Below are 12418 nucleotides of genomic sequence, written 5' to 3'. Positions count from 1 at the left end.
CGCTTTCGTCACGAAGCTTTACGAATATTGTGTAGTCAAAGTTTCACAAAGGGTTACAGACGGCGCCTGCCAGAGTTGTAGGTAATGTAGTAAGTTAGGCCGGTGAATATCATGCGAAGCGCGCGCCAGTAGCGGAGCTTGCTTCAGAGGGTAGTTAATTGAACGATATGGCAAAGAATCTGATCCTGTGGTTGATCATCGCGGCTGTCCTGGTGACGGTGATGAACAACTTCTCCAGCCCTAACGAGCCACAGACCCTCAACTATTCCGACTTCATCCAGCAAGTCAAGGATGGCAAGGTCGAGCGCGTAGCGGTTGATGGCTACGTGATTACCGGTAAGCGCAACGACGGCGACAGCTTCAAGACCATTCGTCCGGCAATCCAGGACAACGGTCTGATCGGTGACCTGGTGGATAACCACGTGGTTGTCGAAGGCAAGCAGCCTGAACAGCAAAGCATCTGGACTCAGCTCCTGGTGGCAAGCTTCCCGATCCTGGTGATTATCGCCGTGTTCATGTTCTTCATGCGCCAGATGCAAGGTGGTGCGGGAGGCAAGGGCGGGCCGATGAGCTTTGGCAAGAGCAAGGCGCGCCTGCTCTCCGAGGACCAGGTCAAGACTACCCTGGCTGACGTTGCAGGTTGCGACGAAGCCAAGGAAGAAGTGGGTGAGCTGGTCGAGTTCCTGCGTGATCCGGGCAAGTTCCAGCGCCTGGGTGGTCGTATTCCTCGCGGCGTGTTGATGGTCGGTCCTCCGGGTACCGGTAAAACCTTGCTGGCCAAGGCGATTGCCGGCGAAGCCAAGGTGCCTTTCTTTACCATTTCCGGTTCTGACTTCGTCGAGATGTTCGTCGGTGTGGGCGCCAGCCGTGTTCGCGATATGTTCGAACAGGCCAAGAAGCACGCGCCGTGCATCATCTTCATCGATGAGATCGATGCCGTTGGTCGCCATCGTGGCGCTGGCATGGGCGGTGGTCATGATGAGCGTGAGCAGACCCTCAACCAGTTGCTGGTCGAGATGGATGGTTTCGAGATGAATGACGGCATTATCGTCATCGCCGCGACCAACCGTCCGGACGTGCTGGACCCGGCGTTGCTGCGTCCGGGCCGTTTCGATCGCCAGGTCGTGGTTGGCCTGCCGGATATCCGCGGTCGTGAACAGATTCTGAAAGTGCACATGCGCAAGGTGCCAATGGGTGACGACGTGGCTCCGGCTGTGATTGCTCGTGGTACGCCTGGCTTCTCCGGTGCCGACCTGGCCAACCTGGTCAACGAGGCTTCGTTGTTTGCTGCCCGTACCGGCAAGCGCATCGTTGAAATGAAAGAGTTCGAATTGGCAAAAGACAAGATCATGATGGGCGCTGAGCGCAAATCCATGGTCATGTCCGAGAAAGAGAAGCAGAACACGGCTTATCACGAAGCCGGTCACGCCATTGTTGGTCGCGTTGTGCCTGAGCATGACCCGGTCTACAAGGTGTCGATCATTCCTCGTGGCCGTGCGCTGGGTGTGACCATGTTCCTGCCGGAAGAGGATCGCTACAGCCTCTCCAAGCGCGCATTGATCAGCCAGATCTGTTCGCTGTATGGCGGGCGGATTGCCGAAGAGATGACCTTGGGCTTCGACGGCGTCACCACAGGTGCTTCCAATGACATCATGCGTGCCAGCCAGATTGCACGAAATATGGTGACCAAGTGGGGGTTGTCGGAAAAACTCGGTCCTTTGATGTATGCAGAGGAAGAGGGTGAGGTGTTCCTCGGTCGTGGTGGTGGCGGTCAAAGTGCCAGCTTCTCCGGTGAGACTGCCAAGCTGATCGACTCCGAAGTTCGCAGCATCATTGACCAGTGTTACGGCACGGCCAAGCAGATCCTCACCGATAACCGCGACAAGCTTGATGCCATGGCTGATGCGCTGATGAAGTACGAGACCATTGATGCCGATCAGATCGACGACATCATGGCCGGTCGTACACCGCGTGAGCCTCGCGATTGGGAAGGTGGTTCAGGTACTTCGGGTACCCCACCCGTCGTTCAGAACGAACGCCCTGAGACCCCGATCGGCGGCCCGGCAGCTGACCACTAAGGTTTGAAATGACTTCTGCTTTGTCCTCTACCCGGTTGCCTTGCGGCAACCGGGTTCTTGATTTGGCCCATACGCATGTCATGGGTATTCTCAATGTAACTCCCGATTCCTTTTCCGATGGTGGCCGTTTCAGCCAGCTGGATGCTGCGTTGCGTCATGCCGAGGCGATGGTGGCTGCCGGTGCGACCTTGATTGATGTGGGCGGCGAGTCCACTCGGCCTGGGGCTCGTGTGGTGTCCCCGTTGGAAGAGCTTGAGCGGGTAGCGCCCATTGTCGAGCGTATCGCCCGTGAGCTGGATGTGATCATTTCTGTGGACACTTCAACTCCCGCGGTAATGCGTGAAACCGCGCGTCTGGGGGCGGGGCTTATCAATGATGTGCGTTCGTTGCGGCGTGACGGTGCTCTCGATGCCGCTGCAGCGACCGGCCTGCCGGTGTGCCTGATGCATATGCTGGGTGAGCCCGGTAATATGCAGGACAGTCCTCACTACGACAACCTGGTCGGCGAGGTCACTGGGTTCCTGGCAGACAGGATCGCTCAGTGTGTCGAGGCGGGCATCGCGTGCGAAAAGATCATCCTTGACCCGGGGTTTGGCTTCGCCAAGACCCTGCAACATAATTTAAGCCTGTTCAAGCATATGGAGGCGCTGCATGCCCTTGGTCGGCCGCTGCTGGTCGGTGTGTCGCGCAAGAGCATGATAGGGCTGGCCTTGAATCGCCCGGTGGGTGAGCGCTTGTACGGCGGCCTCGCCCTTGCAGCGCTTGCCGTGACCAAGAGCGCTCGTATTTTGCGTGTGCATGATGTCGCCGAGACGGTGGATGTGGTGCGCATGATTGCCGCTGTAGAATCAGCCGAATAAGAATGATGGAGCACTTATGACTAAAAAATACTTTGGCACCGACGGCATCCGTGGTCGGGTTGGCGAGTTTCCGATTACCCCTGATTTCATGCTCAAGTTGGGTTGGGCGGCAGGCATGGCGTTCCGCAGCATGGGGGCGTGCCGGATCCTGGTTGGCAAGGACACCCGTATTTCGGGTTATATGTTTGAATCCGCGCTTGAGGCAGGCTTATCTGCTGCCGGCGCCGACGTAATGCTGTTGGGGCCCATGCCGACGCCGGCGATCGCTTACCTGACGCGTACCTTTCACGCTGAAGCCGGTATTGTGATCAGTGCGTCGCACAACCCGCATGACGACAATGGCATCAAGTTCTTCTCGGGGCAGGGTACCAAGTTGCCTGACGAGATCGAGTTGATGATCGAAGAGCTGCTGGATGCGCCGATGACGGTGGTTGAATCCAGCAAGCTGGGCAAGGTGTCGCGTATCAATGATGCGTCCGGCCGTTATATCGAATTCTGCAAAAGCAGCGTGCCGAGCAGTACCAATTTTGCCGGGCTGAAGATCGTTGTCGATTGCGCCCATGGTGCGACCTACAAGGTAGCGCCAAGTGTTTTCAAGGAGCTGGGAGCGCAGGTCACCGTGCTGTCGGCTCAGCCTAACGGGTTGAACATCAACGACAACTGCGGCTCCACGCACATGGAGCAACTGCAGGCGGCGGTTCTGGCCGAACATGCGGACCTGGGTATCGCGTTCGATGGCGACGGCGATCGTGTGCTGATGGTGGATCACACCGGCATGATTGTGGATGGTGATGATTTGCTGTTCATCATTGCCCGTGATCTGCATGAGCGTAACAAGCTGCAGGGCGGCGTTGTGGGTACCCTCATGAGCAACCTGGGGCTTGAGTTGGCATTGGCGGAGTTGGGTATTCCGTTTATCCGCGCCAATGTCGGCGACCGTTATGTGATCGCCGAGCTTCTGGAGCGTAACTGGCTGGTAGGCGGCGAGAACTCGGGACACGTCGTATGCTTCCAGCATACGACTACGGGCGACGCCATCATCGCTGCGCTGCAGGTGCTTCTGGCCTTGCGTCGTCGTGACGAGAGCCTGGCGCAGGCGCGTCAGGCCCTGCGCAAGTGTCCGCAGGTGCTGCTCAATGTGCGTTTTGCCGGTGGTGAAAATCCAATCGAGCACCCTGCCGTCAAAGAGGCTTGTGAGCGTGTTACCCAGGCAATGGCCGGGCGTGGGCGTGTGTTGTTGCGCAAGTCGGGCACTGAGCCTCTGGTGCGTGTCATGGTCGAAGGCGAGGACGAAACCCAGGTTCGCGGCCATGCCGAAGACCTGGCAAAACTGGTAACTGAAGTTTGCGCCTGAATTCGGCTTGCCAGTGATGGTGTGGTTGGGTAACATCTGCGCCCACTTTGACCGACGGGGTACAGCATGCGTCGCACTATGGTAGCTGGTAACTGGAAGATGCACGGTACCCGCGCCAGTGTCGCTGAGCTGATCAATGGCCTTCGTCACTTGGCCTTGCCTAGCGGTGTTGATGTCGCGGTTTTCCCGCCTTGCTTGCATATCAACCAAGTGGTTGATGGCTTGAAGGGCAAGTCGATCCAGGTCGGCGCGCAGAATTCTGCGGTGGAGCCCATGCAAGGCGCATTGACCGGTGAGATTTCGCCGAGTCAGTTGGTTGATGCAGGGTGTGCCTATGTACTTGTCGGGCACTCCGAGCGCCGTCAGATGATGGGCGAGCGGGATGCGACGCTCAACCGCAAGTTCGCCGCGGCACAGGCTTGTGGCTTGGTTCCGGTGTTGTGCATAGGGGAGACCCTTGAGCAGCGCGAATCAGGCAAGACTCTTGAAGTTGTCTCGCGTCAGCTGGGCAGCATCATCGAGGAGCTGGGTGTTGGGGCGTTTGCAAAGGCGGTTATTGCTTACGAGCCGGTCTGGGCCATTGGCACCGGACTGACTGCTACACCGCAACAGGCGCAGGATGTGCACGCAGCCATCCGCGCGCAGTTGGCGGCAGAGAATTCTGAAGTCGCGCAAGGTGTGCGGCTTCTATACGGCGGCAGCGTGAAGGCGGCCAATGCGGTCGAACTGTTCGGCATGCCGGATATCGATGGGGGGCTCATTGGTGGAGCCTCCCTGAATGCAGATGAGTTCGGTGCGATCTGTCGCGCCGCGGGAAACTGAAAAAATGCTGGAAACAGTCGTAGTCGTTTTTCATCTGTTGGCTGCCCTGAGCGTAGTTGCTCTGGTTTTGTTGCAACAGGGTAAAGGTGCGGATGCTGGTGCGTCTTTCGGTGCAGGTGCTTCAAATACTGTGTTCGGAAGCCAAGGTTCCTCTACCTTTCTTAGTAAGTTTACTGCTATACTTGCCGCAGGTTTCTTCATAACCAGCTTAGGGTTAGGTTACTTTGCTAAAGAGAAAGCTCATGTGCTGACTCAGGTAGGTTTGCCAAACCCAGCAGTGTTGGAAGTTCCAAAAGCAAAACCGGCTTCTGATGATGTCCCGGTGCTTCAAGAGCAAAAGTCGGCTACTCCAGCGACTGACGTACCTCCAGCTCAAGAGCAGAAGTAAGAAGGGTTGTAAGCGCTGTATTGCCGAGGTGGTGGAATTGGTAGACACGCAACCTTGAGGTGGTTGTGCCCATAGGGTGTAGGGGTTCGAGTCCCCTTCTCGGTACCAATTATCAGGAGAGCCCGCTGTTGCGGGCTTTCTTGTAGGTGGAAGGTTACATTGACCCTGTAAGGGATCGGTCGTATACTTCCGCCCCAGCTTTGTCGCGGGGTGGAGCAGTCTGGTAGCTCGTCGGGCTCATAACCCGAAGGTCGTCGGTTCAAATCCGGCCCCCGCAACCAGTTTTAGCGGAGCCCCTTTTAAGGGGCTTTTTGTTAGCTGGACACTTTCAACGCCGCTGTTCGACGGCGTTTCAAGGATGGGCGTTTCGCCCATTTTTTTATTTTGCACAGCATGCACATACATGCACGAGGGGGTTCAGGTGTCGAGCAAGCTAGAAGAGTTGCAGGCCTTGCTGGCCCCGGTGGTCGTGGCCCTAGGCTATGAATGCTGGGGTATTGAGTTTTCGGCTCAAGGTCGCCACTCAATGTTGCGCGTTTATATCGATAAAGAGGGCGGCGTGCTGGTGGACGATTGTGCCATTGTCAGCCGTCAGATCAGCGGTGTGCTGGATGTTGAAGATCCGATTTCCGTTGAATACACCCTTGAAGTTTCCTCGCCAGGCATGGAACGCCCACTGTTCACTATTGATCAGTTTGCAAAATTTGCCGGTGAACAAGTGAAGATCAAGCTGCGTTCGCCCTTCGAAGGGCGACGCAACTTTCAGGGCCTTCTGCGCGGTGTAGAAGAACAGGATGTCGTGGTGCAGGTAGAAGACCATGAGTTCCTGTTGCCGATCGATATGATCGACAAGGCCAACATTATTCCCAGTTTTGACTGAGACGCGGATCCCGCGGATCCAATGGCTTGCGAAAGGCGAGGCGTACGATGAGCAAAGAAGTACTGCTGGTTGTTGAGTCGGTATCCAATGAAAAGGGCGTACCGGCAAACGTGATTTTTGAAGCGCTGGAGCTGGCCCTGGCCACTGCTACCAAAAAGCGTTTTGAAGACGAAGTTGATCTGCGTGTGGAAATCAACCGCCACACCGGTGCCTATGAGACTTTCCGTCGCTGGACGGTCGTCGAAGAAGCCGATCTTGATGATCCGGCCATCGAAACCTGGCCGAGCAAGGTTGCGCAAACGCACCCGGGCGCCCAGGTCGGTGATGTCGTCGAAGAAAAGATCGAATCGATCGAATTCGGCCGTATTGCTGCACAGACCGCCAAGCAGGTCATCGTGCAGAAGGTTCGTGAAGCCGAGCGCGCTCAAGTCGTTGACGCTTATCGCGAGCGCCTGGGTGAAATCATCTCCGGCACCGTGAAAAAAGTTACCCGCGACAATGTGATCGTCGACCTGGGCAACAACGCCGAAGCGTTGCTGGCCCGCGAAGACATCATCTCTCGCGAAACCTTCCGTGTCGGCGTGCGTCTGCGTGCGCTGCTCAAGGAAATCCGCACCGAGAACCGCGGTCCTCAGCTGATCCTGTCGCGTACCGCGCCGGAAATGCTGATCGAGCTGTTCCGCATCGAAGTGCCGGAAATTGCCGAAGGTCTGATCGAAGTCATGGCTGCGTCCCGCGATCCGGGTTCGCGTGCCAAGATCGCGGTTCGCTCCAAGGACAAACGCATCGACCCGCAAGGCGCTTGCATCGGTATGCGCGGTTCGCGCGTCCAGGCAGTGTCGGGCGAATTGGGCGGTGAGCGTGTGGATATCGTCCTGTGGGACGATAACCCGGCGCAGTTCGTGATCAACGCCATGTCGCCGGCTGAAGTGGCGGCAATTATCGTTGACGAAGATGCCCATGCAATGGACATCGCCGTTGGCGCAGACAATCTGGCTCAGGCCATTGGTCGTGGTGGTCAGAACGTGCGTCTGGCCAGCCAACTGACCGGCTGGACCCTGAACGTGATGACCGAATCGGACATCCAGGCTAAGCAGCAAGCTGAAACCGGTGACATCCTGCGCAACTTCATCGAAGAGTTGGAAGTCGATGAAGACCTGGCACAGGTACTGGTAGATGAAGGCTTCACCAGCCTGGAAGAGATTGCCTACGTACCGTTGGAAGAAATGCTCAACATCGACGGCTTTGACGAAGACACCGTCAACGAGCTTCGCGCTCGGGCCAAGGATCGTTTGTTGACTAAAGCCATCGCTACTGAGGAAAAGCTGGCAGACGCCCATCCGGCCGAAGACCTGCTCTCGCTTGAGGGTATGGACAAGGATTTGGCGATGGAACTGGCGGTGCGCGGCGTAATTACCCGCGAAGACCTGGCCGAGCAGTCTATTGACGATCTGCTCGACATCGACGGCATTGACGAAGATCGTGCCGGCAAGTTGATCATGGCCGCCCGAGCCCATTGGTTCGAGTAATTAGGCGCGGCCTGAGGAGAGAAGTGCATGACGCAAGTCACGGTGAAACAACTGGCCGATGAGGTCAAAACACCGGTAGAGCGCCTGTTGCAGCAGATGCGTGAGGCAGGTCTGCCGCACACCGCCGCCGATGAAGGTGTGAGCGATAGTGAGAAGCAGTCTTTGCTGACTCACTTGAAGAGCAGCCACAAGGCGAAAGTGGAAGAACCGCGCAAGATTACATTGCAGCGCAAAACCACCAGCACCCTGCGTGTTGCGGGTAGCAAGAGCATCAGCGTAGAAGTACGCAAGAAGAAAGTCTTCGTACAGCGCAGCCCGGAAGAAATCGAAGCCGAGCGCAAACACGAGCTGGATGAACGTCGCGCAGTAGAAAATGCTGCTCGCCAGAAGGCTGAAGAAGAAGCCAAGCGTCGCGCCGAAGAAGAAGCGCGTCGCCAGCCTGCTGCTGCGCAACCTGCCAACACTGAAGCGGTTGCCGCTCCTGTTGAAGCTGTGCGTGAGGCCGCCCCGGTTGCTGCTGCGCCTGCTCCTGCAGCCGACGCCCGCAAGCGCGACGAACCTCGTCGTCCGGACAAACCACGTGCCGACGATAACAATCGTCGCGGTGGTGGTGGCGATGGCGAGCGCAAAAACGCTCCGCATCGTGCCTCGGTCAAAGAGAAAGCGCCTGCTCCACGCGTTGCCCCACGTACTACCGACGAAGAAAGCGATGGCTTCCGTCGTGGTGGTCGCGGCAAGGCCAAGCTGAAAAAACGCAACGCCCACGGTTTCCAGAGCCCAACCGGCCCTGTCGTGCGTGAAGTGAAGATCGGCGAGACCATCACTGTGGGCGATCTGGCCCAGCAGATGTCGGTCAAGGCTGCTGAAATCATCAAGTTCATGTTCAAGCTGGGCACCCCGGCCACCATCAACCAAGTACTGGATCAGGAAACTGCCCAGTTGGTTGCTGAAGAGCTGGGCCACAAAGTGACCCTGGTCAGCGACACTGCCCTGGAAGATTCCCTGGCCGAGTCCCTGAAGTTTGAAGGCGAGGCAGTTTCCCGTGCGCCGGTTGTGACCGTAATGGGCCACGTTGACCACGGTAAAACTTCCCTGCTCGACTACATCCGTCGTGCCAAGGTTGCCGCAGGCGAAGCCGGTGGTATTACCCAGCACATCGGTGCATACCACGTTGAAACCGAACGCGGCATGGTCACCTTCCTCGACACTCCAGGTCACGCCGCGTTTACCGCAATGCGTGCCCGTGGTGCCAAGGCGACCGACATCGTGATCCTGGTGGTTGCAGCGGACGACGGCGTAATGCCGCAGACCATTGAAGCTGTCCAGCACGCCAAGGCTGCCGGTGTTCCTCTGGTTGTAGCCGTGAACAAAATCGACAAGCCGGGCGCCGATCTCGATCGCATCCGTAGCGAACTGTCGGTTCACGGCGTGACATCCGAGGAATGGGGTGGCGAGACGCCATTCGTATCGGTCTCGGCGAAAATGGGTACCGGCGTTGACGAACTGCTCGAAGCGGTCCTGTTGCAAGCTGAAGTCCTGGAATTGACTGCTACGCCTTCGGCTCCTGGCCGTGGTGTAGTGGTTGAATCGCGCCTCGACAAGGGCCGTGGCCCGGTCGCGACCGTGCTGGTTCAAGACGGTACCCTGCGCCAAGGCGACATGGTGCTGGTCGGTTCGAACTACGGCCGTGTACGTGCCATGCTCGACGAGAACGGCAAGCCAATCAAGGAAGCAGGTCCTGCTATCCCGGTCGAGATCCTCGGCCTGGACGGTACGCCGGACGCTGGCGACGAGATGAGCGTAGTTGCCGACGAGAAGAAAGCCCGTGAAGTGGCTCTGTTCCGTCAAGGCAAGTTCCGCGAAGTCAAGCTGGCCCGTGCTCACGCCGGCAAGCTGGAAAACATCTTCGAGAACATGGGCCAGGAAGAGAAGAAGACGCTTAACATCGTCCTCAAATCCGACGTCCGTGGTTCCCTCGAAGCGTTGAACGGCGCCTTGAACGGCCTGGGTAACGACGAAGTGCAAGTGCGTGTTGTCGGTGGCGGTGTCGGTGGTATCACCGAATCCGACGCCAACCTGGCACTGGCTTCCAACGCTGTACTGTTCGGCTTCAACGTGCGTGCCGATGCTGGCGCTCGCAAGATCGTCGAGCAGGAAGGCCTGGACATGCGTTACTACAACGTCATCTACGACATCATCGAAGACGTCAAGAAAGCCCTTACCGGTATGCTTGGCAGCGACGTCCGGGAGAACATCCTGGGTATCGCCGAGGTGCGTGATGTGTTCCGCTCGCCGAAATTCGGCGCGATCGCCGGTTGCATGGTTGTCGAAGGCACCGTGTACCGTAACCGTCCGATCCGTGTACTGCGTGAAGACATCGTTATCTTCGAAGGCGAGCTGGAATCCCTGCGCCGCTTCAAGGATGACGCTGCCGAAGTACGTGCCGGCATGGAATGCGGTATCGGCGTCAAGAGCTACAACGACGTCAAGGTTGGCGACAAGATCGAAGTCTTCGAGAAGGTTCAGGTTGCTCGCAGCCTCTAACTCGCGCACTTCAGGAGCCACACAGCGCGTGGGCATGTACTTGCCCCGCGCCGTGTCCGGACTCTAAACGCAACGCCCGGTCTGGCTTTTGTCAGGCCGGGCGTTTGCCGCTTTCAGACCCCACGGGTTTCACCGTGTGGCAGTAACAGGTAACAAGACATGGCAAAAGAATACAGCCGTACCCAGCGTATCGGCGATCAGATGCAGCGTGAGCTGGCTCAACTGATCCGTCGCGAAGTCAAAGACCCGCGCGTTGGCCTGGTCACCATCACCGCCGTTGAAGTGAGCCGTGACGTGGGTCATGCCAAAATCTTCATCACCGTGATGGGGCAGGACAACAGCGAAGAAATCGCGCAAAGCATCAAGGTGCTCAACTCCGCCGCAGGTTTCCTGCGGATGCAGTTGGCCCGCGAAATGAAGCTGCGCAGCGTTCCGCAGTTGCACTTCCATTACGACGAAAGCGTCGTGCGTGGCGCGCACCTCTCGGCCTTGATCGAGCGCGCCGTGGCTGAAGACAGCCAGCATCCGTCCACACCTGAAGACGCCAAGGAGTAAGCGGTGGCTCAGGTCAAACGTATCCGTCGCAACGTCAGTGGCATCATTCTGCTCGACAAGCCCATTGGTTTCACCTCCAATGCAGCGCTGCAGAAGGTCCGCTGGCTGCTTAACGCCGAGAAGGCGGGACACACCGGCAGCCTGGATCCACTGGCCACCGGCGTTCTGCCGTTGTGCTTTGGTGAGGCCACCAAGTTCTCGCAGTACCTGCTTGATTCGGACAAGGGTTATGAAACCCTCATGCAACTGGGCAAGACAACCACCACGGCAGACGCCGAAGGTGATGTTTTGCAGGTTCGCGACGTGACCGTTGGTCGTGCGGATATCGAAGCTGCATTACCTGCTTTTCGTGGGCAAATCAGTCAGATACCGCCGATGTACTCGGCGCTCAAGCGGGATGGGCAACCTCTTTATAAGCTGGCACGTGCGGGCGAAGTGGTGGAGCGCGAACCGCGTTCTGTTACTATTGCCCGGCTGGAATTGCTCGCTTGTGAAGGTGACACTGCTCGATTGGCGGTGGACTGCAGCAAAGGCACCTATATCCGTACCCTCGTGGAAGATATTGGTGAGAAGCTGGGCTGCGGTGCTTATGTAGCTGAACTGCGACGTACCCAGGCCGGCCCTTTCACCCTGGCCCAGACGGTCACGCTGGAAGAGCTGGAAGCGGTGCACGCCGAAGGCGGCAACGAAGCGGTTGATCGCTTCCTGATGCCATCGGACAGCGGTTTGCTGGATTGGCCATTGCTGCACTTCTCGGAGCACAGCGCGTTCTACTGGCTCAACGGCCAGCCGGTACGCGCCCCGGATGCCCCGAAGTTCGGCATGGTGCGAGTACAGGATCATAACGGTCGCTTTATCGGTATCGGTGAAGTGAGCGAAGACGGGCGCATCGCGCCGCGTCGACTGATTCGGTCAGAATGACCGAACGAGGGTGGCTGTTAATAGGCATGGTCACTTCTCATTTATAGATACGGGGGTATGCCCTCGGCCTATTGAGATCACCCCTTGGGTGGTTTCCTGAAAAAAGGATTGCCTCATGGCTCTCGACGTTCAAGAAAAAGCACAAATCGTAGCTGACTATCAGCAAGCTGTTGGTGACACTGGTTCGCCAGAAGTGCAAGTTGCACTGCTGACCCACAACATCAACAAACTGCAAGGTCACTTCAAGGCCAACGGTAAAGACCACCACTCCCGTCGTGGTCTGATCCGCATGGTAAACCAGCGCCGTAAGCTGCTGGACTACCTGAAAGGCAAGGATCTGGGTCGTTATCAGGCTCTGATCGGTCGCCTGGGTCTGCGTCGCTAATCAGCGATTGCGCTAGAGGTTGGTTGTCTGCCGTGTGCCAGTGGGATTCCCGCTGGCCCATGGTAGGCTCCCAGCCTCAAGTTTTATCTGGATACACGTTTT

The 12418-nt window shown here is 57.6% G+C and carries 11 protein-coding genes and 2 tRNA genes; all 13 read left to right on the top strand.

Going from position 1 to position 12418, the window contains the following annotated elements; all coding sequences use genetic code 11:
• Positions 1-167 precede the first annotated feature (167 nt).
• On the top strand, positions 168-2078 hold the full coding sequence (gene ftsH / locus IH404_RS24120; RefSeq protein ID WP_032803717.1) for an ATP-dependent zinc metalloprotease FtsH: 1911 nt from the start codon (positions 168-170) through the stop codon (positions 2076-2078).
• 8 nt (positions 2079-2086) lie between these two features.
• Positions 2087-2938 (top strand): dihydropteroate synthase, encoded by an 852-nt coding sequence (gene folP, locus IH404_RS24115; protein WP_194439225.1) that lies wholly within the window; start codon positions 2087-2089, stop codon positions 2936-2938.
• Between the two features lie 16 nt (positions 2939-2954).
• On the top strand, positions 2955-4292 hold the full coding sequence (glmM, locus tag IH404_RS24110) for a phosphoglucosamine mutase (protein WP_005791485.1): 1338 nt from the start codon (positions 2955-2957) through the stop codon (positions 4290-4292).
• A gap of 66 nt (positions 4293-4358) precedes the next feature.
• Positions 4359-5114 carry a triose-phosphate isomerase gene (gene tpiA, locus IH404_RS24105; RefSeq protein ID WP_005791483.1) on the top strand — a complete coding sequence of 252 codons (756 nt, stop codon included), beginning with the start codon at positions 4359-4361 and terminating at the stop codon, positions 5112-5114.
• 4 nt (positions 5115-5118) lie between these two features.
• On the top strand, positions 5119-5502 hold the full coding sequence (secG, locus tag IH404_RS24100) for a preprotein translocase subunit SecG (RefSeq protein ID WP_003194191.1): 384 nt from the start codon (positions 5119-5121) through the stop codon (positions 5500-5502).
• Positions 5503-5524: 22 nt separating this feature from the next.
• Positions 5525-5610 (top strand) — tRNA-Leu (locus IH404_RS24095).
• A 96-nt stretch (positions 5611-5706) separates the two neighbouring features.
• Positions 5707-5783, top strand: a tRNA-Met gene (locus IH404_RS24090).
• 140 nt (positions 5784-5923) lie between these two features.
• Complete coding sequence (gene rimP / locus IH404_RS24085) at positions 5924-6382, top strand: ribosome maturation factor RimP (protein ID WP_003235029.1); 459 nt, start codon at positions 5924-5926, stop codon at positions 6380-6382.
• Positions 6383-6429: 47 nt separating this feature from the next.
• Entirely contained in the window at positions 6430-7911 is a 1482-nt protein-coding gene (nusA, locus tag IH404_RS24080; RefSeq protein ID WP_005791481.1) for a transcription termination factor NusA, read from the top strand.
• A 27-nt stretch (positions 7912-7938) separates the two neighbouring features.
• A complete protein-coding gene (infB, locus tag IH404_RS24075) occupies positions 7939-10455 on the top strand; it encodes a translation initiation factor IF-2 (RefSeq protein WP_194439223.1) in 2517 nt (838 codons plus the stop codon).
• A 159-nt stretch (positions 10456-10614) separates the two neighbouring features.
• Entirely contained in the window at positions 10615-11010 is a 396-nt protein-coding gene (rbfA, locus tag IH404_RS24070; protein WP_003176137.1) for a 30S ribosome-binding factor RbfA, read from the top strand.
• Between the two features lie 3 nt (positions 11011-11013).
• A complete protein-coding gene (truB, locus tag IH404_RS24065) occupies positions 11014-11931 on the top strand; it encodes a tRNA pseudouridine(55) synthase TruB (RefSeq protein ID WP_005791476.1) in 918 nt (305 codons plus the stop codon).
• Positions 11932-12046: 115 nt separating this feature from the next.
• Complete coding sequence (gene rpsO / locus IH404_RS24060; protein WP_003176135.1) at positions 12047-12316, top strand: 30S ribosomal protein S15; 270 nt, start codon at positions 12047-12049, stop codon at positions 12314-12316.
• Positions 12317-12418 lie beyond the last annotated feature (102 nt).

Source organism: Pseudomonas sp. OST1909 (assembly GCF_015277575.1).
Classification (GTDB): Bacteria; Pseudomonadota; Gammaproteobacteria; order Pseudomonadales; family Pseudomonadaceae; genus Aquipseudomonas; species Aquipseudomonas synxantha_A.
This window is presented reverse-complemented; position numbering and strand designations above follow the sequence as displayed.